The sequence below is a fragment of the Labrys miyagiensis genome, assembly GCF_030160835.1.
Lineage (GTDB): Bacteria > Pseudomonadota > Alphaproteobacteria > Rhizobiales > Labraceae > Labrys > Labrys miyagiensis.
In genome coordinates this window covers 52,109-72,305 of record NZ_BSPC01000064.1, presented here as the reverse complement: position 1 = coordinate 72,305, position 20,197 = coordinate 52,109, and the positions used below count along the sequence as shown (strand labels likewise).

The following is a 20,197-nucleotide window of genomic DNA, read 5'->3' as shown; positions in this document are numbered from 1 at the left end:
GGTTCGATCTGAGCAATGACCGAACCGTTCGGTTCGAATACGGAGGCCAGGCCTTGGTCTCCATCCCGGTGGGAGAAGACGATGGACGCAGCCCGCGAACATAACCATGCCGATGCCACTTCGAACGCCCTGGGCGCCGACGATAACGATCTTATCCTAAATAATGTCGTTCCGCTGGAACGCCAGCGCGCCGAAGCTCCAGCGCCACAGGACGCGCCTTCTGCCAAGCCCGCTGAAACCAAGCCCTCCGAAGTCAAGAGGAGCGAGCAGGCTCCTGCTCCCACAACCCAGGTGCCTACCGCTCCGGCCGCGCCCGCCAAGAAGCGCTCCAAGGCCCGCATCATTTTCCCCAGTCTCATCGCCATCGCGCTCGTCGCCGGCGGCTGGTACGGCTATGAATGGTGGACCAATGGCCGCTTCATGGTCGACACCGACGACGCCTATGTGCAGGCCGATGTCTCGACCCTCGGCATCAAGGTTGCCGGCTATATCAAGACCGTGCCCGTGCAGAATGGCGATGCCGTCAAGGCGGGCGACGTGATCGCAACGCTTGATGACACCGACTATCGCACCGCGCTCGACTCGGCCAAGGCCAAGCGCGCCACGCAGACCGCCACCATCACCCGCATCGACCAGCAGATCACCGCCCAGCAGGCCGCTATCGACACCACCAAGGCCGGCGTCGAATCGGCCAGGGCCGGCATCCAGTCGGCCAATGCCAATGTCGACTCGGCCAAGGCCGAGATCGTGCGCGCCAACGCCGCCTTCGACCGCGCCAATTCATTGGCCAACCAGAACTTCGGCTCCAAGGCGACCCTCGACCAGACCACGGCCGATCGCGACCGCGCCAATGCCTCGCTCGCCAGTGCCAAGGCCGGCGTGACCAATGCGCAGGCCGCCCTCACCAGCGCCCAGTCGGCCGTGACCGCCGCCACCGCCAACCTCGCCGTGATCCAGGCCCAGAAGGCCGAGGCCGAGCAGACCGCCAAGGAACTCGACGTCGACGTCGCCAAGGCCCAGAACGATCTGGACGCCACCGTGGTGCGCGCGCCGACCGACGGTATCGTCGGCAACCGCGCCGCCCAGCCCGGCCAGTATGTCGCGCCCGGCTCGCGCCTGATCGCCCTGGTGCCGCTGAAGAGCATCTACATCGCCGCCAACTTCAAGGAGACCCAGCTCGGACCGCTGGTGCCCGGCCAGAAGGTGGAAGTGGCCGTGGACTCGATGGACGGCCAGACCTTCGAAGGCACTGTCGGCAAGTTCTCGCCAGCCTCGGGCTCGGTGTTCAGCCTGCTGCCGCCCGAGAACGCCACCGGCAACTTCACCAAGATCACCCAACGCGTGCCCGTGCGTATCGAGGTTCCCGCCGACATCGCCCTCAGCGGCAAGCTGCTGCCGGGCCTGAGCGTGGTGGTGAACGTCGACAGCCGTACAGGTCCGAAGGGGTAAATCCTGGGAGCGCGGACGTCTCGTCTGCTCTTTCTTTCTCGTAGAACACGTCGTTTCCAAGAGGCGGACAGGATGTCCGCGCTCCGAGGGGCTTGCCATGGCCACCGCAACCGCCACATCCGCTGCCATTCCCGCCGCTCCGGCCTCCGACAAGATCGACAAGCGCAAGCTTATCGCCTTCCTCGCGATGGTGTTCGGCATGTTCATGGCGATCCTCGACATCCAGGTCGTCTCGGCCTCGCTGCCACAGATCCAGGCTGGCCTCGGCGCCTCGGGCGACGAGATCCCCTGGGTGCAGACCGCCTATCTGATCGCCGAAGTGGTGATGATCCCGCTCTCGGGCTTCCTGTCGCGCGCCTTCTCCACGCGCTGGACCTTCGCGGTCTCCTGCGCCGGCTTCACGTTCATGAGCTTCCTGTGCGGGACGGCGACCAACATCAACGAGATGATCGTCTATCGCGCGCTGCAGGGCTTCATCGGCGGCGGCATGATCCCCACCGTGTTCGCGGCGGCCTTCACCGTGTTCCCGCGCTCCAAGCAGCCGATCGTTTCGCCGATGATCGGCCTGGTCGCCACGCTTGCCCCCACCATTGGCCCGACTGTCGGCGGCATCCTGACCGAGTGGTATTCCTGGCACATGTTGTTCTTCATCAACGTCGTGCCCGGCATCATCGTCTCGATCATGACCTTCACTCTGGTCGACTTCGACAAGCCGGACCTCTCCCTCCTCGACAATTTCGACTGGACGGGCCTGCTCTCCATGGCCCTCTTCCTGGGCGCGATGGAATATGCGCTGGAGGAAGGCCCGAACCATGACTGGTTCGACGAGACCTCCGTGCTGGTGATGTCGATCCTCTCGGTCATCGGCGGCATCGTGTTCTTCGCCCGTGTCCTCACCGCCAAGGCGCCGATCGTCGATCTCTATTCCTTCTCGGACTCCAATTTCGCCGCCGGCTCGGCCTTCTCCTTCGTGCTCGGCATCGGCCTCTACGGCCTGACCTATCTCTTCCCGGTCTATCTCGACGTGGTGCGCGGCTATGATTCCAAGCAGATCGGCGAGACGATGTTCGTCACCGGCGTCTGCATGTTCCTCACCGCCCCGGTGGCGGGCCGGCTGATGGCGAGCATCGACGTGCGCTACATGATCGTGGGGGGCCTGCTCGGCTTCGGCCTCAACACCTGGATCATGACCTATGTCACCCATGACTGGGATTTCTACGAGATCCTGATCCCGCAGATCCTGCGCGGCGTCTCGCTGATGATGTGCATGGTGCCGATCTCCAACATCGCGCTCGGCACGCTGGCGCCCCAGCGCATCAAGAACGCCTCGGGCCTGTTCAACCTGATGCGCAATCTGGGCGGCGCCGTGGGCCTGGCCATCATCAACACGGTGCTCAACAAGCGCGAGGACCTGCATCTGGCCCGTCTCGGTGAGATGGTGAACTGGAGCCGCGACAGCGTGATGCAGACCTATGAGAACATGAAGGCGGGCTTCTCGACCTTCGGCGCGGCCGCCGACCAGATGACCATCGCCAACCTGGTCGGCATGATGCGCCGCGAGGCCTTCATCCTGGCCTTCTCCGACGTGTTCCTCCTGATGACCATCCTGTTCGTCTGCCTCAGCGGCGCGATCTTCTTCGTCAAGCGCCCGCAGGTGATGGGCGGCGGCGGTGGCGGCGGCGGGCACTGACTGGGAGCGCGGGCATCACAGCGACATGCCTGCATGTCGCGATGTCCGCTCTTGGAAGCGGGGCGCTGAACCAGCAGGTGCAGCAAACCTATGAGGGTTCCGCGTTACCGTTTCGAGACGTTCCTGGGACCGCAGGCGTCTCGCCTGCTCTTGGAAACGCCGCGGTTCAAGAGCAGGCGAGACGCCTGCGGTCCCAGGAACGACTCCTCGCTCCCAGCCCTTGCAACCAGCCCCGATCCGGCCTAACCAACTCAGCCTGACCATACCAACCGAGGGTGGACCATGCCCGACGCGAACCGGGGATTGGACGACGGTAATGTCATCGCCGTCATGCGCAAACTGGGAATTGCTGCGCGCGCCGCCGCGCGGACCCTGGCGCTCGCCCCGGCTCCACAAAAGGACGCAGCCCTCGAAGCCATGGCCAGGGCGATCGAGGCCCACGAGGCGGCAATCCTCGCCGCCAACGCCCTCGACGTCACCGATTCCATCGCCCGCAACCAACTCGCCTCCTTCGTCGACCGCCTGACGCTGAACGAAAAGCGCGTCACCGGTATCGCCCAGGCGATTCGCGAGGTCGCCGCGCAGCCCGATCCGGTCGGCCGCGTGCTGGCGACATGGAAGCGCCCCAACGGCCTCGAATTCGAGCGCGTCTCTACGCCACTCGGCGTGGTCGGCGTCATCTTCGAAAGCCGCCCCAACGTGCTGGCCGATGCGGCGGCGCTGTGCCTGAAGGCTGGCAACGCCTCGATCCTGCGCGGCGGCTCGGAGAGCTTCCGCACCTGCGTCGAGATCGCCAAGGCCCTGCGCACGGGCCTGCAGGCCGCCGGCCTGCCCGAGGCCTCGATCCAGATGGTGCCGACCGCCGACCGCGCCGCCGTCGGCGCCATGCTGGCCGGGCTCGACGGGACGATCGACGTGCTGGTGCCGCGCGGTGGCAAGAACCTCGTCGCCCGCGTGCAGGCCGAGGCGCGCGTGCCGGTCTTCGCGCATCTGGAGGGCATCAACCACGTCTATGTGCATGCAGGCGCCTCGCTCGACATGGCGATCCCGCTGGTGCTCAACGCCAAGCTGCGCCGCACCGGCGTGTGCGGGGCGGCCGAGACGCTGCTGGTCGACCAGGCCGTGGCGCCGAGCTTCCTCAAGCCGCTGGTGAAAGCCCTGCTCGACGCTGGCTGCGAAGTACGCGGCGATTCCCGCACGCTCGCCGTCGATCCGCATGTGAAGCCGGCCGACGACACCGACTGGACCACGGAATATCTCGACGCCATCATCTCGGTGAAGGTGGTCCCCGGCATCGACGCCGCGCTCGCCCATATCGACCGCTACGGCTCGCACCACACGGATGCCATCGTCACCGGCGACGAAGAGGCGGCCAAGCGTTTCCTGAACGAAGTGGATTCGGCCATCGTGCTGCACAACGCCTCGACCCAGTTCGCCGACGGCGGCGAATTCGGCTTCGGCGGCGAGATCGGCATCGCCACCGGCCGGATGCACGCACGCGGCCCGGTGGGCGCCGAGCAGCTCTGCTCGTTCAAGTACAAGGTGCGCGGGCAGGGCACGGTGAGGCCGTAGCCCGGGAGCGCGGACTTCAAGTCCGCCTCTTCCCCGGGTGCGCGGACGTCCCGTCCGCTCTTGGAAGCGACCCGTCTCGCCCGGCGGAGCGAGGGCCCATCAATATCCCGCCGGTTTCTTCCTTGCCTGCGGAAGAGCGGACGAGACGTCCGCGCACCCGGGAAAGAGCAGGCTGGAAGCTTGCGATCCCGGCGATGCTGGCGAAACCGCCCTGCCCTTGCTACATACGGGGGAGAGGCTTTCCATGGCACACCGCCATTCCCACGACCACGATCACCACGGGCATGCCCATGACGGCGATGCCCCCGTCTTCGTCGCGCCCGATCACGACCACTCGCATTGCGCCGAGAGCGCCCTCAGCCGCGCGGAGACGCTCAGCGCCGAGCGTGGCGTGCGGCTCACCGCCATCCGCCGCCAGGTGCTGGAGGCGCTCGCCGCCAACCACCACCCCATCGGCGCCTATGAGCTGATCGAAAAGCTCGAGGACGGCGAGGGCAAGCGCCCGGCGCCGATCACGGTCTATCGCGCCCTCGACTTCCTGCTCGAGCAGGGGTTCGCCCACCGCATCGAGAGCCGCAACGCCTTCATCGCCTGCGCGCATGACCATTCCGGCGGCGGCGTGGTGATGTTCCTGATCTGCGAGAGCTGCGGCACGGTGGGGGAAGCCGAGTCCGATCTCGTGGGCCAGGCCCTGGCGAAGGCCGCCGGCGCCATCGGCTTCCAGCCGCGGGGGCAGGTGATCGAGATCGCCGGCATCTGCAGCCATTGCCGGGCGAAGGCGGCGGAGTAGTCCCATACACAAAATTCCGATGGGAATTCACAAACCGCCTCTTGCAAACCCCTTGTTCACGCGTGCATCTTCGAAGCTAACCTAGCGGCGAAGGCCCGTAATACTGTGTATGTCGCTCACGCGAGCTCGCGATTTTTGAAGCCCCCAATGTCTGGGCGTGTGCGTTCCCGAGGCAAACTTTTGCCTGACGTGATCGCTCTTTGGCTGTGCCTCCTTTTTGTTGCCGGCTTCCTACTCGCGTCTTCTGATCCCCTCGCTGCCCAATCCGCTTTGCACGATGACGTCCAGGCACTGCTCGCCGGAGCCGTGCAGGCCTGTTGGCCGGCTTCGATCCCGTTGCCTGGCAATGCCGTACAGATCAAATTATCGCTGAAACCGGACGGCTCCCTCGCTAGCAGGCCTGTTCTGGCCGAAGCCACCGGCGCTCTCGCCGACCGCGTCAAGCAGGCCACCCTGCTGCAGGCTGTCGAGCGCTGCGCGCCGTTCAAGACTCTCCGAGCCTTCCGGGGCAGCTATCGAAGCTGGCGCGAGACGACGATCGCCCTGTCGGCGCCGGTGCTGGCTCCCGCGGCTCCGACGACCGCCGCAGCGACCGCAGCCCCCATTCAAGCGCCGGCCAGCACGAAGCCGCGCATCGAACCCGGCATGATCCTCTCAGCAGCACTCGGCCTGGTTCTTTTCCTGCAGATGCTTTCTGACACCGGTTTTGCCTGGCAGAGCTGGCGCGGACGGCGCAGAGCCGCCAGGTCCGGTCCGTGGCAACCACGAAGCCAACCTTTCTCCGACGTCCGGCGCAAGGCGGAGCCCTTGGATCCCGTCAGCGACCCCAAGAATTGGCGCGTATGACAAGCGCTTGAACGCCTTCTATTCCTGCGCCATCTCCCCCGCCCTTTCCGCCAGATCGCCCAGGTCCTTCCCCAACTGCTCGAACCCAAATCGCAGCGTGTAGATCCGGCCCATCTCGTCGCTCCCCAGCGTACGAAAAACGCCCTCGGCCCTCAGCCTGTCCATGGCGGTGACATAGGCGGCGAGGCTTGCCTCGAAGCCAGCGAGGTCGGGGGCGACGTAGCGCCGGCGCAGGGCCTCGGCGATCGCATGCAACAAGGCCACCGTGGCGTCGCGCAGGCCGAGCAGCGGCTCGCGCAGGGCCGGCGCCACGCTTTCGGGCGACGCACGGACGCATACGCGCGCGATGATCACGAGATCATGCCTGACACGGTAGAGCGTGCGGGCCAGCGGCTCGACATCCGCGACATTGCTGAGATGGGCCTTGCGCTCGCGCGCTGCCTCGTCCACCGCAGCGTCGACCTGGCGCAGCCCGGCGCGGATGCTGGCCTGGAGGGCGGCGACATCCGGCCGGCCCCGCCCTTCGATCAGCCCCGCCATCAAAGCGACGAGCAGATCGGCGTTGAGATCGGTCACCTTGGCCGCGGCGGCAGCGAGCACACCATGGGCGCGGGCCGGCAGCACCAGCATGGCCACCGACACGCCCACGACGATGCCGACGACGATCTCGGCCACACGCTCCAACGCGAAGGCATAAGGCGTGAGCGTCGAGCCCGAGGGGATCAGCACGATCAGCGCGGTGATCGGCGCGACGCGAAAGCTCGGGCGCAGGGCCGCGCACAAGGCCGTGGGCGCCACGGCGACGAGCACCGCCAGCCCCGTCTCGAGGTTGGAGTGATGCGATATGGCGATGGACACCAGGGCGCCCCACACCGCCCCCACCAGCGTGCCGGCCATGCGGTCCATCGCCGCCTTCACCGAGCCGCCGAGGCTGGTCTGCATGACGATGACGGAGGTGATCACCGCCCAGCTGCTCTGGCTGAGCCCCACCAGCTTGACGAGCGCGAAGGCCAGCCCCGCCGCCACGGTAATGCGGATGGCGAGCGTCAGCTCGGACCGCTTGGCCGAGAGCCATTTGAGGAGGGAGGCCGAGCTCAGGACGCCGATCATCACGCTCTCTTCACATCACTTCCATTTGGCCATGCTATCGGCGTGGGATGAGCTTAGGATGCCGGGCGGATTCAGGCCAGAGGGTCCGGGTGCCCGATTGGGCATGGAAACCGCGGCGCACCCGGTGTGCCGATCTCCAGATCGGCATGGAACCACGACGTCCGCAAAAAAGATGCCGACCTGGAGGTCGGCACACCAGGGGCGCCGCGCCCGCCAGCGAAGGAAGAGCCGGCAGGATACCGGCGGTCCCCGGGAAACCCTCCCGCTGTCGTGTCTTGACCTCCTTTCCCCGAAGGTCCATGTCATCCCAAACAATTCTCCGGTGTCCGATGATCCCTTCCTATGAGCGCTTCGGCCTGAAATCCCGCCGCACCACCGTTCCCGTCGATGTCGGGGGCGTTACTGTCGGTGGCGGCGCACCCATCGTCGTGCAGTCGATGACCAACACCGATACCGCCGATATCGACGGCACGGTGCGCCAGGTCGCGGCGCTTGCCCGCGCCGGCTCGGAGCTGGTGCGCATCACGGTAGATCGGGACGAGGCCGCCGCCGCCGTGCCGCGCATCAAGGAAAGGCTGCTGCGCGTCGGCATCACCACGCCGCTGATCGGCGATTTCCATTATATCGGCCACAAGCTCCTGGCCGACCATCCGGCCTGCGCGCAGGCGCTCGACAAATACCGCATCAATCCCGGCAATGTCGGCTTCAAGGACAAGAAGGACCGCCAATTCGGCGCCATCATCGAGACGGCGATCCGCCACGGCAAGCCGGTGCGCATCGGCGCCAATTGGGGCTCGCTCGACCAGGAATTGCTCACCCATCTGATGGACCAGAACGCCAGGAGCGCCGCGCCGGTCGATGCCCGCACGGTGACCTGGGAGGCGCTGGTGCAATCGGCCCTGCTCTCGGCCGACCGCGCCGTGGAAATGGGCCTGCCGAAATCGAAGATCATCATCTCGGCCAAGGTTTCGGCCGTGCAGGACCTGATCGCCGTCTACAACGAGATGGCCAATCGATCCGACTACGCCCTCCATCTCGGCCTGACCGAGGCGGGCATGGGCTCCAAGGGCATCGTGGCCTCGGCCGCCGCGCTCTCGCCGCTGCTGCAATATGGCATCGGCGATACCATCCGCGTTTCGCTCACGCCCGAGCCGGGCGGGGATCGCACGCAGGAAGTCAAGGTCTCCCAAGAGATCCTGCAGGTGATGGGCATCCGTACCTTCGTGCCCCTGGTCGCCGCCTGCCCCGGCTGCGGACGCACCACCTCCACCGTGTTCCAGGAGCTCGCCCAATCCATCCAGGGCTTCATCGTGGAGTCCATGCCGGCGTGGAAGTCGCGCTATCCGGGCGTGGAGACGCTGAAGGTCGCCGTAATGGGCTGCATCGTCAACGGCCCCGGCGAGAGCAAGCATGCCGATATCGGCATCTCCCTGCCCGGCACTGGCGAAACCCCGACGGCCCCGGTGTTCATCGACGGCCAGAAGGCCGCCACCTTGCGCGGGCCGGGTATTGCCGACGAATTCAAGCAGCTGGTGATCGATTATATCGACCGGCGCTATGGGGTCCGGCCGGCGGCGGAGTAAGCTGATCCCGGGTGCACGGGCATCTTGCCCGTTCTTCCTCTATCGTAAGGCGCCCCGTTTCCAAGAACGGGCAGGATGCCCGCGCACCCGGACAGTTTACCGATACCTCTCCACCATATCCCGCGCCGTAGCCGACGGCTCCGCCCTGCCCCGTGGCGTCTCGTGGCCGTCGAGCAGGCCGATGTCGCGCAGGAGATGGCGGGGGAGGTTGGGCGTGCCGATTGAAGCGCCGCGAAGGGCGGCTTTGCCCGCGACGCGGCTCTTCCACCCCAAATAAGGCAGCCTTATCGTTCCGAACAATGTGACGGTCATGGGATTTCTCCTTGCCGGCACGAAATTCATGCCGTTTCACTGGCAATAATCCCATGAATGCGGCAAGCTGACCAATCGAAGCTCAGGTCACGCGCATAAAGAGGCCTTATGCCTATGCTGCATCCGCTCCCGCCCCTCGCCGCCATCCGCGTCTTCGAGGCGGTGGCGCGGCATCTCAGCTTCACCAAGGCGGCGGAAGAGATCGGCATGACGCAGGCCGCCGTCAGCTACCAGATCCGTGTCCTCGAGGAGCGCTTCGGCGGGCCGCTCTTCCTGCGCCTGCCGCGCCAGATCGAGCTCACGGACGCCGGGCGGCGGCTGGCCCCCGCCGTGACCGAGGCCTTTGCCATGATCAGCGAGGCCTATGCCGCCGCGAAGGGCGGGGTACAGGGCACGCTCACCATCAGTGCCTCCGTGACCTTCGCCACCATGTGGCTCGCCAGGCATATCGGCGACTTCCAGATCGCCCATCCGACCATCGCCGTGCGCATGGACGCCAGCAATCGTTACGCCGATTTCTCGCGCGAAGAGGCGGATGTCGGCATCCGCTCCGGCATGGGACAATGGCCGGGCCTCAGCGCGCATCTCCTGGTGCAAGGCGACTTCGCGCCGATGCTGAGCCCCAGGCTCGCCGCCAGCATCCCGGTCCGCGAACCATCGGACCTCCTGCGCCTGCCCATCCTCGATGCCGACGACCCCTGGTGGGAGAACTGGTTCGCCGCCGCCGGCACTGTCTATCCAACGCCGGTGAGAGACCGGCGCCTCGGCATGCAGGCTTTTGCCGCCTCGGCGGCCCTCGCAGGCCAAGGCGTCGCCATTCTCTCGAGGGCGCTTTATGCGATGGAACTGGCCGAGGGACGGCTGGTACAGCCCTTCGACCTGCTGGTGCAGAGCGACATGGCTTTCTACCTCGTCTACCCGGAGGCCCGCCGCAATGTGCCGAAGATCAGGATGTTTCGGGAGTGGATCCTGAGGGAGGTGGGGGTGAATCTTGGAGAATAAGCCTAGCTGGGAGCTCAGATTTCCCTACGCGTCCGCAGTCCTCTCCGCACCACTGGCGGCACGGGCGGCCTGAGCAGTTCGGCCGGCGTCGGGCTGATCGGGCCGGCATAGCCGAGCGCACGCAGCCTCTCCTCCATGTGGTCGGGCGGCGGCGCCTGCGCCTCCACCGGCGGCTTCTTCGGCAGGATCGGTACGCTCACTGCCCTGGCATGGAGATGCAGCACCGGGCCACCCTCGCGCGGGGCGCTGCCATAGATCGCGTCGCCCACGATGGGAAAGCCGGAGGCGGCGCAATGCAGGCGCAGTTGGTGCGTGCGGCCGGTGCGCGGCTTCAGCTCCAGCAAGGTGAGCCCCTCGGCACGGCCGAGCACGCGGAAATCGGTCTGCGCCGGCAAGCCGTCCTCGGCCGGCTTCATCCACCAGCCGCGCTCGGGAGAGCGGCGGGCGATGGGCATGTCGATGAGGCCCTCGTCCGTCGCCGGCCCTCCCTCGACCACCGCCCAATAAGTCTTGGCAACGCCGCCTTCGGCGAAGAGCGCGTTGAGGGTGCGCAGCGGCCTTGCGTGGCGGCCAAGCACCAGGCAACCCGAGGTATCCTTGTCGAGCCGGTGTGCGAGTTCCGGCGGCTTGGGCAGGCCGAAGCTGAGCTGGCCGAGCATGGCGGAAAGGTTCGGGCCGCCCTTCGGCCCGGCATGCACGGGCAGGCCGGCGGGCTTGTCGAGGATGAGGATGAGGGCGTCGCGATGCAGCAGCCGCGCGGTCAAATCGAGCGAAATCATCGCTTAGCGCTATCCCGATTGGCCCGAGTGGGCTAGAGCAAAATGCGTTCAGGCTGAAACGTTTTTCCAGCAAGGCACGCGCCGTTCGGGCGCATTTTGCGATTCTCGGTGTTTCCGTCTGGAGGCGAAACGCGCTAGAGCTTCCTGCAGCAAACGACAATTTTTTCGTGGCAAGATCGCCTCGCCGGCCTTGGCGCGAGAGACAGCAAGAGTTTCGATGACCGAAAGCGAAAAGCAGAAGACCGGCTTCTTTTCCCGCCTGTTCGGACGCGGGGCGGCAACCCCGGAGCCCGCGCCGCAGGAGGATACCCCCGCCCAGGCTCCCGAGCCGACGCCGCAGCCCGCCCCGCAGACGCAGGCCGAGCCCGGGCTGACGCAACCCGAAGAACCGCGGGACGAGCAGCAGCAAGCCGAGCATCCGTTGGAGGCGCTGATCGAACCAGTGCCGCTTGCCGCCGCCGAGCTGATCGTGCCCGAGCAGTTGGTCGACGCGGCCCCGCCTCCACGGGAGCCCGTCCCGGCGCCGGCGCCCGTCTACGTTCCCGAGCCCGTGCCCGCCCCGGCGCCCGCGGAAAAGAAATCCTGGTGGAGGCGCCTGAAGGAAGGCCTGTCGCGCTCCTCCTCCGCCATCAGCCGCGGCATCACCGACATCGTGCTGAAGCGCAAGCTCGATGCCACCACCATCGAGGAACTGGAGGACGTGCTGATCCAGGCCGACCTCGGCGTCGACGTCTCCACCCGCATCGCGGCAGCCATCGGCAAGGGCCGCTTCGACCGCCAGATCTCGCCTGACGAGGTGCACCAGGTGCTGGCGAGCGAGGTGGAGGCCATCCTTACGCCCGTCGCCAAGCCGCTGGTGCTCGACCGCTCGAAGAAGCCCTTCGTGCTGCTGATGGTGGGCGTCAACGGCTCGGGCAAGACCACCACCATCGGCAAGCTCGCCGCCAAATTCTCGGCCGACGGGCTGAAGGTGACGCTGGCCGCCGGCGACACCTTCCGGGCCGCCGCCATCGAGCAGCTCAAGGTCTGGGCCGACCGCACCCGCTCGCCGATCATCGCCCGCGAGCAGGGCTCGGATTCGGCGGGGCTGGCCTTCGACGCCCTCAAGGCAGCGCAGGAGAACGGCTCGGACGTGCTGCTGATCGACACCGCCGGCCGCCTGCAGAACAAGACGCAGTTGATGGACGAGCTTGCCAAGGTGGTGCGCGTCATCCGCAAGATCGACGATAGCGCCCCGCATGCCGTGCTGCTGGTGCTCGACGCCACGGTGGGACAGAATGCCATTTCCCAGGCTGAGATCTTCGGCAGGATCGCCGGCGTCACCGGCCTCGTCATGACCAAGCTCGACGGCACCGCCCGCGGCGGCATCCTGGTGGCGCTGGCCGCCAAATTCGGCCTGCCCGTGCATTATATCGGCGTCGGTGAAGGCATCGACGACCTCGAACCCTTTTCCGCCCGGGACTTCTCCCGCGCCATCGCCGGCCTGGAGTGAGCCATGCTGCTGGAATCCGAGGCGCCGACGCGCCAGAAGGTCAACCCTGCCCTGAAACTGCTGCTGGAGATGGGGCCGCTTTGCGTGTTCTTCGTCGCCAATATCCGGCCCGAATGGTTCAGGCCGCTGGTCGAGGCCATCCTGCCGGCCGGCATGTTCCAGGGCGACAGCGGGGGCATCTTCATCGCCACCTCCGTCTTCATCCCCATCACCGTGCTGGCGATGGCCGCCGGCCTCATCATCATGCGGCGCATTCCGATCATGCCGCTCGCCTCCGGCATCTTCGTCATCGTCTTCGGCATTCTGGCGCTGTGGCTGCACAATGAGGTGTTCATCAAGATGAAGCCGACCATCTATAACGGCCTGGTCGGCTTCATCCTGCTTGGAGGCCTCGCCTTCGGGCGCTCCCTGGTGCGCTACGTCTTCGAGTCGGCCTTCGATCTGCAGCCCGAGGGCTGGCGCAAGCTGACGCTCAACTGGGGCCTGTTCTTCCTCTTCCTCGCCGTGCTGAACGAGGTCGTCTGGCGCAATTTCTCGAACGAGTTCTGGAGCGGCTTCAAGCTGCTGGGCACCATGCCGATCACCCTGCTCTTCACCGCCACGCAGGTGCCGATCCTGCTGAAATATGAGGTGAAGCCGCAGGAGGCGGCGGTGGAGAAGGACAAGGGCTGAGCTCTCGGAATGCGTCGTGGATCTTGTCGGACCTGCATGTCGACGTCTGCCCCTACACGCCGGCAGCGACAACCGAGGGCGTCGAGGCCGTCATCGTTGCAGGTGATGTCTGCAACCGCCTGCATGACCGCGCTCTGCCCTGGTTGCGCGAGCATCTCATCCCGCGCGGCCTGCCCGTGCTCTATGTGCCCGGCAATCACGATTTCTACCGCGAGAATGTGTTGACGGAATTGTGCAAGGCCCGCGAGCGCGCCTTGACGCCCTCTTGTAACTGAGTACTATAATACACATGTTTGAGGTCCACCTGACAGCGGCCTTTTCGGGTTGGCTTGCCGAATTACGAGACAAGCAGGCCCACAGCCGCATCCTGGCGCGCATACGGCGTATCGAACTTGGCAATCTCGGTGATGTGAAACCCGTCGGCGAAGGCGTCAGTGAAGCGCGCATCGACTATGGACCAGGCTATCGCTTGTATCTGGTACGGCGCGGCGAGGTGGTCATCGTCCTCCTCTGCGGCGGGACGAAGAAAACGCAGCCGGCCGATATCGCCGAGGCGAAAAAGATGGCGAAGGAGCTGTAAATGGCAATCGAGACAACCCGCTTCGATATCCAGGACCATATCGGGTCGCCGGAATCCCAGGCCGCCTACCTCGAAGCCGCTTTGGAGGATGGCGACCCCGGACTAATTGCAGCTGCGATCGGTGACATCGCACGCGCGCGCGGCGCCACGCAGTTCGCCAAGGAGAGCGGGCTCAGCCGGGAGACAATCTACAAGGTATTTCGACCAGGCGGAAATCCGACGATCGGAACCGTCGCCAAAGCGGCGCGGGTGCTTGGGCTGCGCTTGACGCTGGCGCCCATCCCCGATTCCCACTGAGGAGGGGACAGGGCTGTTCCTACCAAGGCAAGCAATCGTAACATGGCTTCCTCGGCATGATCCGGCTTGGTGCTGGAATGGCCTTTCAGCCGATTTCAGCGCCTTGGACCTTGTTGTCGCAAGGAGCTATTCCTCTCGGCATCGCCACAGGATTGGAGTGTCAGGCGCGCCTTGAGCCACGAGGTGGGTGCTAGGCAGAGGCCCAGCCCCCTTCAGAACAGCTTCGGCACCTTGCCGGCCGGGAAGGCGCCGATATTGACCTTGCCGTTGGCGACCTTCACCGGCACCTCCACCGCGGCCTTGCCGTCAATGTTCGTCGGCTTGCCGAGCATGGAGAGGCCGACGCCGAGGAGGCTGGTGAGGCTGGCGGGCACCCGGCCGGACTGCTTGAGCGTATCGGCAAGCTCGGGCACGCCGGAAAGCGCCACCACGAGGTCGCCCGAGGGATGGCCACTGGTCTCCAGGCCCACCGTGCCGCTGGCCTTGACGCTGCTGGGGCCGCGATTGAGCTGGGCCTGCGTGATGGTCAGCGTGCCGCCATTGTCGGCCCAGTCGCGCAGACGGTCCTCCATGGGCATGGGCTGCAGGTCGATCCGGGTGATGGTGCCGCGGAAGGTGGCGCTCAGCGGCGAGGAAGCACCGAGGAACAGGTCGACCGGCGCCACCGCCTTGGCGTCGACATCGGCGGCGAGGTCATAGGCGCCCGGTGCGGCATCGGCGCCCTCGGCAAGGCGTATATGTGCCTCCACATTGGCGGTATCGAACATCGTCTGCGTCTGGCCGCCGCGATCGACCGTGGTGGTGAGGCCCTTGATCACCATGTCGGCATTCTGCGGGCCAGAGGTCCAGATCGAGGCGCTCGCCTCGGCACTGGTCCAGTTCGAGGTGACGGTCACGCCATCGCCGTCCTTGTCGACCAGCACCATCGGGCTCTTGGCCTCGAGCAGCACCTTGTTGGGCTGGTAGACCTGCGCCACCGCATTGATCTCGCCGAGATTGGCGCTGAAGGCCTTACCGGCGCGGTTGCCCTCGACCTTGGGGCTGGCGCAATGCACCTCGATGCGGAAGGGATAGCCGCCGACGCTGCGCTGGTCACAGCTGATCTGCCGGCCGAGCTCGGCCTGCTTGGCGATAAAGCGGTCCATCTCGGTGCTGACCCGGCTGGTCGCATACCACCAGAAGCCCGACCAGGCGATGGCGACGACGGCCAGAAGGATGATCGGCAGGAAGACGCGGCGCGAGGAACGGCGCGGCGCGGGGACGGTCATGTCAGTGGGCAAGGGCTTGTTCTCATGAGGACTGCGCCGCGTAGCAATGCAGGCCGGGGCCTGTCAATCATATGTGGCGTGGAGGCTTGCATGCTCTCGTCTCGCATACTGATGTTGCCGCAAACCGCGCTTCCTTTTTCGACACGATGCTCTATTGCGAAGAAATACGGCCGGGACGTGTCATCCCGACGGGCGATAGGAAATTGTCGATGTCCTCCATCCACGCGTTGATTGAAACCCGCCTACGTGAGGCCTTCGCGCCGGAGCGCCTGGCGGTGCTGGACGAATCCGCCGCCCATGCCGGCCATGCCGGCCATAGCGGCAGCGGCGAGAGCCATTTTCGCGTGCGCATCGTCTCGGCAAGTTTCGCCGGCCGCAGCCGGGTGGATCGCCATCGCATGATCAACGAGGCCCTGAAGCCGGCTTTCGATAAGGGCGTGCATGCGCTGGCGATCGAAGCGAGCGCGCCGGGTGAAGCGGTGCGGTGGTAACCTGGGAGCGCGGACGTCCCGTCCGCTCTTGAAACGATGAGTAAAAAAGAAAAGGCGGAGCGCCTGCAACGGGCGCTCCGCCTTTTTCCGTAACGCACCGTCTCAAGAGCGGACAGGATGTCCGCGCTCCCAGCTAATTCGTCGAGGCGATCGAGCCGGTGAAGATATCCGGCATCGGCGCGAAGCTGGCGGTGCGCAGCGGCTTGACGGCCGCGCCCGTGAACTTGTCGGCGCGCAGATCCTGATAGGCGCTGACGCCGAAGTGGATCACCACGGTCTTGGAAGGCGGCGTGATCAGCGAAGCCGTCTGTCCCAGGTCAGGCTTGATCAGCGTCGCCTGCTGTTTGTTGCGGGCGGCCGATACCGGCGCCGAGAGCGAAGCGAAATTCTGCTTCTCGAAGCGGGTGGCGATCAGCTGCGGGCGCTGCGGACGGGCGGTGTTGGTCACCGGCGTCAAATCGGCAAAGCCGAGCGCACGCTGGGTCTGGCGGCTGACGCTACGCTTCATGAAGCCTTCGCTGTTCTGGGAGAGATCGGCGAAGATCGGCGGCTTGGGATCGACCACAGGCCTGCTGTTCGCGCTGGTATCGACCGCAGGCTGGGTGGCCGGAGGATCGAGCGCAGCAACCTGCTGGGGCGCAGGCTGGCTGTTGTCAGGCTGCTCCGCCTCGCTGCCGGGACGGATCGGCGGCAGCGGGACGTTGGACGCCATCTGCGCCGACGCGCCGGCCTGCCAGACCATGCGCTGGCCACCATCAGCCGAAGCGAGCTGCGGCTGCGCCACATCGGCGGCCGGCGGCTGCGTATCGATATCCGAAGGGCGGCGCGACGGCAGCGGGACAGGTGCCACGCGCGGCAGCGGCGCCGGAGCCGCATCGGCCATCGCCATCTGCGGCAGCGGAGCCGGTGGCGGCAGCGGAGCCGGTGGCGGCGTCACGATACGGCTGTTGCGGCTGTTGCTGCGCGTATCGGTCTGCGCCACCACGACGGAGGGCGGAGGCGCTGAGGTGGTGGTGCTGGGGCGCGAACCGAACAGGGCCGCGAAGAAGCCGCCGCCGCCACCGCCACCGCCCGACGAACCGCTATCGCCGGAATCATCCTCACCCAAGCCACCGCCCACGGCCCCGCCATTGCGGCGGATCTCGTTGAGGGCGACGTCATAGCCGGGCATCGGGCGCCCGTCTGCGGGGATCAGCACGGTCTTACCATCCGGGAAGACGGAGGCGAGCTCGGTGCGGCTCATGCGCGGCCACATGCGCACGCCGCCGGCATCCATATGCACGAAGGGCGAGCCGGAGGTCGGGTAGAAGCCGACGCCGCCGCGCTGCAGGCGCAGTCCCGCCACGCGCAGCTTGGTGAGCGACACACCGGGGATGAAATAGTCGATGGCCTTGCCGAGCGTGTGCTGGCTGAACTTGGCGACACCGCGCGAACGGCGACGCAGCATGTTGTTGGTGCCGGGCGAGCGATAGCCGCAGACGATGTTGATCGGCTGGGAAGCGCCGACCTGGCGATAGACCAGCCACAGCGTGTCGAGCACGCGCGGATCCATGCTCACGGACTCATTCTTGCGCCAGTCGCGCAGGAACCAGTTGATCTGCTTCAGCGCGGCGGAATCATAGGACCCGTTGCGCTTGTAGACGATGTTGATGGTCTCTCCGGTGTGGAGATGACGCATGCTGAGCGAGCGAGTATCGCCATTGGCGACCGCGTCTTCCGTCGGCCGAACCAGAACCGTCATCACCAAAGCTGATGCGAGGGCTGTGGCCAGAATGCGACCGGGACGCGATACACCAATCCGGGGCAAAAGGCTGAATGGATTCTGCACGATTACAGTTCTCGGCGCGAAGACTGATGGACGGGGTGGGAAGGACTATCCATGGATGGAATGGCCGACACCTGGTCCGAATTGACAGAGTCTTGCCGAGATTGGTTAAAGCACCGTTGATGCACCGTTCGACCCCTCAGTTTTATCCGTTCGCCTCGGCCCTATGAATGGCCTTTTGCTGGCGAAACGTGGCAAAAAGACGAACGCTAGGCTGGCATAAGCCAACCCTTACTAAACATGGTTAAATCGTTCCATATCAGATTTCAGCCCTGAAGGCCAAGAGCCGAAATGACCTTCTTGTCATATCCGTAGATATCATCGAACAATTTCAGCTCGCCATCGTCATCCACGCGGGCGGTGAAGTAGGCAATGTGGACGGGAATTTTATCTTTTAAATCAATACGTTGCTCTTTTCCACCGACCAAGCTTTCCACGCGGTCCGCGGTCCAGCCATTATCCGCGCCCATCACGATCTCGGCGAACTGATAGGGGTTATCCACACGCACGCAGCCATGGGAAAAGGCCCGCTTGTCCTTGGTAAACAGACTGCGCATGGAGGTGTCGTGCAGGTAGACCGAGAAATTGTTGGGGAACATGAACTTGATGTGGCCGAGCGCATTATCCTCGCCCGGCGGCTGGCGCACCTGCATCTGGCCGCCGGCATAGGTGACCACGAAGCCATGGCGCTCCAGGAAGTCCGGATCATTGGCGAGCTTGGGCAGATATTCCTTCTTGATGATCGACTGCGGCACGTTCCAGGAGGGGTTCATCACCACGAAGGCCATGGTGTCGGAGAAGATCGGGGTCGGCGTGTCGGGCTTGCCCACCACCACCTTGGCATCATGCACCATCTCGCCGTCCTTGGTGACGCGGACCATGAACTCGGGCACGTTCACCATGACGTTGGAGGTGCCGATGTCATGGGGCAGCCAGCGCCAGCGCTCCATGTTGGCGACGATCTCGTCCTCGATGTTGACGCGGGGCTGGCGCAACGCCGCGTTGAGCGCGGCCACGGTGGACGGGCCGAGCGCGCCGTTCGGCTTGAGGTTGCGGCGGACCTGGAAGTCGCGCACCGCCTTCTGCAGGTCCTCGTCATAGACATCGCTGTCGGCATCGCTCGCGGTCACGCCCAGGCGCGTGCGCAGGAGGGCGACGCGCGTGTCGCTCATGCCGACCTTGAGGGTCGGCCCTGAAGGCACCACCGGCGGCGGGGTCTGGGCATTGGCGGCACTGGCGGCCCGCACCTCGGCCAGCTTGCGCTTGAGCGCGAGATATTGCGGCGCGATCGGATTGTAGCCATCGAGCACCGCCACCGGATCGGAGGCGATCGCCACCGAGGCGAGCCCGGCAAGCGGATCGGGCATGTTCGGCGCGGCCACGATGTCGTCGCCGATCTCCTTGGTGTCGACCCGGCCCGAGGAAGCCTCGCGGATATAGGTCAGCACGGCGAGCGAGACGGCGATCTCGGCATCGGCATCGGCTTTCGCGTCGCCCTTGCCCAGCGCGTCGAGGGCGGGCACGCGGAAGGCGGAAGCATCGAGCCCGTCCTCGTCGGCATGGCCCATGCGCTCGACCAGCCCCTTGGCGACGGGCGTGAGAGCATCGTTCTCGACCCAGAGCGGAGCGCCGCCGCGCAGGCTGTAGAAATCGCTGACCGCGCGGGCATAGGGGCCGCGCGTGGCGATCTCGGCGAGCTTTCCGGCAAGCGCCACCGCCACCGGATTGGCGGGCGTGGCTTCAGCCGGGGCGGCGGCCTGGGCAGGCGCCGGCGCGGCAGGGGGCATCTCAGCCTGAGCAGGCGTGGCGGGAACCGGTGTGGTGGCCTCGGCGGGAGCCGGAGCCACAGGAGGCGTCTCAGCCTGGGCGGGCGTGGCGGGAGCCGGTGTAGTGGCCTCGGCAGGAGCCGGAGCCGCAGGGGCAGGGGCAGGCGGTGTCGTGGCCTGGGCAGGCGCGGCATCGGGGACAGCCGGCGGGAGCTGCGGCGCGGGGCCGGCGCCGGGCGTGGCCTGGGCATCGGGGGTGGTGGGTGACGTAGAGGCCGTGGCCGAGGCATCGGCCGGCTTGGCGGGCACTGCGCCGTCGGTCTTGGGCGTTGCGGAGATCGAGCTCGGCACGTCGGGGGCGGTCGCGGTTTCGGCCGGCGCGGGTGGCACCACCGCCGGGGCCGGCACCGGCACATTCTCAACCGGAGCGGGTGTCAGGGCAGAGGTCGAAACGGGATCGTTCTGGGGCTGGGCCGCCGGCTTGACCGAGGCCTGCTCCTTGGGCGAGGCGGTGGCCGGCTCGGTCTGGGGGCTCGTTGGAGCGAAGGCATTCTGCTTTTCCGCCGCGCTCAGGGCGGGAACCGCGGGCGTGCTATTGTTTTGCGCAAAAGCCGGCAGAAATACTGCGCTCAAGGCCACAGCCAGAGCAACCGAACTCAACAAATTGGAGCGG

The 20,197-nt window shown here is 66.1% G+C and carries 19 protein-coding genes; 13 read left to right on the top strand and 6 right to left on the bottom strand.

Annotation, left to right across the window (positions count from 1 at the left end):
• Positions 1-81 precede the first annotated feature (81 nt).
• The 5 genes from QQL24_RS28125 (at position 82) to QQL24_RS28105 (ending at position 6,347) form a co-directional block, all read left to right on the top strand.
• Positions 82-1,449 (top strand): HlyD family secretion protein, encoded by a 1,368-nt coding sequence (locus tag QQL24_RS28125; RefSeq protein ID WP_284315621.1) that lies wholly within the window; start codon positions 82-84, stop codon positions 1,447-1,449.
• A 97-nt stretch (positions 1,450-1,546) separates the two neighbouring features.
• Complete coding sequence (locus QQL24_RS28120; protein WP_284315620.1) at positions 1,547-3,139, top strand: DHA2 family efflux MFS transporter permease subunit; 1,593 nt, start codon at positions 1,547-1,549, stop codon at positions 3,137-3,139.
• A gap of 282 nt (positions 3,140-3,421) precedes the next feature.
• Complete coding sequence (locus tag QQL24_RS28115; protein ID WP_284315619.1) at positions 3,422-4,711, top strand: glutamate-5-semialdehyde dehydrogenase; 1,290 nt, start codon at positions 3,422-3,424, stop codon at positions 4,709-4,711.
• Positions 4,712-4,955: 244 nt separating this feature from the next.
• Positions 4,956-5,501 (top strand): Fur family transcriptional regulator, encoded by a 546-nt coding sequence (locus QQL24_RS28110; RefSeq protein WP_284315618.1) that lies wholly within the window; start codon positions 4,956-4,958, stop codon positions 5,499-5,501.
• A 180-nt stretch (positions 5,502-5,681) separates the two neighbouring features.
• Positions 5,682-6,347: a hypothetical protein gene (locus QQL24_RS28105; protein WP_284315617.1), complete on the top strand. Its 666-nt coding sequence runs from the start codon at positions 5,682-5,684 to the stop codon at positions 6,345-6,347.
• An 18-nt stretch (positions 6,348-6,365) separates the two neighbouring features.
• Here the strand turns inward: QQL24_RS28105 and QQL24_RS28100 are convergent, their stop codons facing one another.
• The gene (locus QQL24_RS28100; RefSeq protein ID WP_284315616.1) at positions 6,366-7,457 is read right to left on the bottom strand and encodes an FUSC family protein; all 1,092 of its coding nucleotides are present in this window, start codon (positions 7,455-7,457) and stop codon (positions 6,366-6,368) included.
• 329 nt (positions 7,458-7,786) lie between these two features.
• Here QQL24_RS28100 and ispG point away from each other — a divergent pair, with 329 nt between their 5' ends.
• The gene (gene ispG, locus QQL24_RS28095) at positions 7,787-9,040 is read left to right on the top strand and encodes a flavodoxin-dependent (E)-4-hydroxy-3-methylbut-2-enyl-diphosphate synthase (protein WP_284315615.1); all 1,254 of its coding nucleotides are present in this window, start codon (positions 7,787-7,789) and stop codon (positions 9,038-9,040) included.
• Between the two features lie 96 nt (positions 9,041-9,136).
• Here ispG and QQL24_RS28090 read toward each other — a convergent pair whose 3' ends face one another.
• Positions 9,137-9,352 (bottom strand): hypothetical protein, encoded by a 216-nt coding sequence (locus tag QQL24_RS28090; protein WP_284315614.1) that lies wholly within the window; start codon positions 9,350-9,352, stop codon positions 9,137-9,139.
• 108 nt (positions 9,353-9,460) lie between these two features.
• Here QQL24_RS28090 and QQL24_RS28085 point away from each other — a divergent pair, with 108 nt between their 5' ends.
• On the top strand, positions 9,461-10,354 hold the full coding sequence (locus QQL24_RS28085; RefSeq protein ID WP_284315613.1) for a LysR substrate-binding domain-containing protein: 894 nt from the start codon (positions 9,461-9,463) through the stop codon (positions 10,352-10,354).
• A 14-nt stretch (positions 10,355-10,368) separates the two neighbouring features.
• Here QQL24_RS28085 and QQL24_RS28080 read toward each other — a convergent pair whose 3' ends face one another.
• Positions 10,369-11,133 (bottom strand): RluA family pseudouridine synthase, encoded by a 765-nt coding sequence (locus QQL24_RS28080; RefSeq protein WP_284315612.1) that lies wholly within the window; start codon positions 11,131-11,133, stop codon positions 10,369-10,371.
• 217 nt (positions 11,134-11,350) lie between these two features.
• Here QQL24_RS28080 and ftsY point away from each other — a divergent pair, with 217 nt between their 5' ends.
• Genes ftsY through QQL24_RS28055 form a run of 5 tightly spaced genes read left to right on the top strand, consistent with a single transcriptional unit; the run spans position 11,351 to position 14,174 of the window.
• Complete coding sequence (ftsY, locus tag QQL24_RS28075) at positions 11,351-12,625, top strand: signal recognition particle-docking protein FtsY (RefSeq protein WP_284315611.1); 1,275 nt, start codon at positions 11,351-11,353, stop codon at positions 12,623-12,625.
• Between the two features lie 3 nt (positions 12,626-12,628).
• Positions 12,629-13,297, top strand: a complete 669-nt coding sequence (locus QQL24_RS28070; protein WP_284315610.1) for a septation protein A — start codon at positions 12,629-12,631, stop codon at positions 13,295-13,297.
• 23 nt (positions 13,298-13,320) lie between these two features.
• Positions 13,321-13,572 (top strand): metallophosphoesterase, encoded by a 252-nt coding sequence (locus QQL24_RS28065; RefSeq protein WP_284315609.1) that lies wholly within the window; start codon positions 13,321-13,323, stop codon positions 13,570-13,572.
• Positions 13,573-13,586: 14 nt separating this feature from the next.
• The gene (locus tag QQL24_RS28060; RefSeq protein ID WP_284315608.1) at positions 13,587-13,877 is read left to right on the top strand and encodes a type II toxin-antitoxin system RelE/ParE family toxin; all 291 of its coding nucleotides are present in this window, start codon (positions 13,587-13,589) and stop codon (positions 13,875-13,877) included.
• Positions 13,878-14,174, top strand: a complete 297-nt coding sequence (locus QQL24_RS28055) for an addiction module antidote protein (protein WP_284315607.1) — start codon at positions 13,878-13,880, stop codon at positions 14,172-14,174.
• A 212-nt stretch (positions 14,175-14,386) separates the two neighbouring features.
• Here QQL24_RS28055 and QQL24_RS28050 read toward each other — a convergent pair whose 3' ends face one another.
• Positions 14,387-15,454, bottom strand: a complete 1,068-nt coding sequence (locus QQL24_RS28050; protein ID WP_284315606.1) for a DUF2125 domain-containing protein — start codon at positions 15,452-15,454, stop codon at positions 14,387-14,389.
• A 197-nt stretch (positions 15,455-15,651) separates the two neighbouring features.
• Here QQL24_RS28050 and QQL24_RS28045 point away from each other — a divergent pair, with 197 nt between their 5' ends.
• Positions 15,652-15,933, top strand: a complete 282-nt coding sequence (locus QQL24_RS28045; RefSeq protein WP_284315605.1) for a BolA family protein — start codon at positions 15,652-15,654, stop codon at positions 15,931-15,933.
• Positions 15,934-16,066: 133 nt separating this feature from the next.
• Here QQL24_RS28045 and QQL24_RS28040 read toward each other — a convergent pair whose 3' ends face one another.
• Positions 16,067-17,674, bottom strand: coding sequence for a peptidoglycan L,D-endopeptidase MepK (locus QQL24_RS28040; RefSeq protein ID WP_284315604.1), 1,608 nt, complete (start codon positions 17,672-17,674; stop codon positions 16,067-16,069).
• Between the two features lie 350 nt (positions 17,675-18,024).
• Entirely contained in the window at positions 18,025-20,157 is a 2,133-nt protein-coding gene (locus QQL24_RS28035) for a L,D-transpeptidase family protein (RefSeq protein ID WP_284315603.1), read from the bottom strand.
• Between the last annotated feature and the right edge of the window lie 40 nt (positions 20,158-20,197).

What these genes read in the sequence shown, in the direction of transcription:
- QQL24_RS28125 (WP_284315621.1), top strand. Translation starts at nt 82, where the DNA reads ATGGACGCAGCCCGCGAACATAACCATGCCGATGCCACTTCGAACGCC.
- QQL24_RS28120 (WP_284315620.1), top strand. Translation starts at nt 1,547, where the DNA reads ATGGCCACCGCAACCGCCACATCCGCTGCCATTCCCGCCGCTCCGGCC.
- QQL24_RS28115 (WP_284315619.1), top strand. Translation starts at nt 3,422, where the DNA reads ATGCCCGACGCGAACCGGGGATTGGACGACGGTAATGTCATCGCCGTC.
- QQL24_RS28110 (WP_284315618.1), top strand. Translation starts at nt 4,956, where the DNA reads ATGGCACACCGCCATTCCCACGACCACGATCACCACGGGCATGCCCAT.
- QQL24_RS28100 (WP_284315616.1), bottom strand. Translation starts at nt 7,457, where the DNA reads ATGATCGGCGTCCTGAGCTCGGCCTCCCTCCTCAAATGGCTCTCGGCC.
- ispG (WP_284315615.1), top strand. Translation starts at nt 7,787, where the DNA reads ATGATCCCTTCCTATGAGCGCTTCGGCCTGAAATCCCGCCGCACCACC.
- QQL24_RS28090 (WP_284315614.1), bottom strand. Translation starts at nt 9,352, where the DNA reads ATGACCGTCACATTGTTCGGAACGATAAGGCTGCCTTATTTGGGGTGG.
- QQL24_RS28085 (WP_284315613.1), top strand. Translation starts at nt 9,461, where the DNA reads ATGCCTATGCTGCATCCGCTCCCGCCCCTCGCCGCCATCCGCGTCTTC.
- QQL24_RS28080 (WP_284315612.1), bottom strand. Translation starts at nt 11,133, where the DNA reads ATGATTTCGCTCGATTTGACCGCGCGGCTGCTGCATCGCGACGCCCTC.
- ftsY (WP_284315611.1), top strand. Translation starts at nt 11,351, where the DNA reads ATGACCGAAAGCGAAAAGCAGAAGACCGGCTTCTTTTCCCGCCTGTTC.
- QQL24_RS28070 (WP_284315610.1), top strand. Translation starts at nt 12,629, where the DNA reads ATGCTGCTGGAATCCGAGGCGCCGACGCGCCAGAAGGTCAACCCTGCC.
- QQL24_RS28060 (WP_284315608.1), top strand. Translation starts at nt 13,587, where the DNA reads ATGTTTGAGGTCCACCTGACAGCGGCCTTTTCGGGTTGGCTTGCCGAA.
- QQL24_RS28055 (WP_284315607.1), top strand. Translation starts at nt 13,878, where the DNA reads ATGGCAATCGAGACAACCCGCTTCGATATCCAGGACCATATCGGGTCG.
- QQL24_RS28045 (WP_284315605.1), top strand. Translation starts at nt 15,652, where the DNA reads ATGTCCTCCATCCACGCGTTGATTGAAACCCGCCTACGTGAGGCCTTC.
- QQL24_RS28040 (WP_284315604.1), bottom strand. Translation starts at nt 17,674, where the DNA reads ATGACGGTTCTGGTTCGGCCGACGGAAGACGCGGTCGCCAATGGCGAT.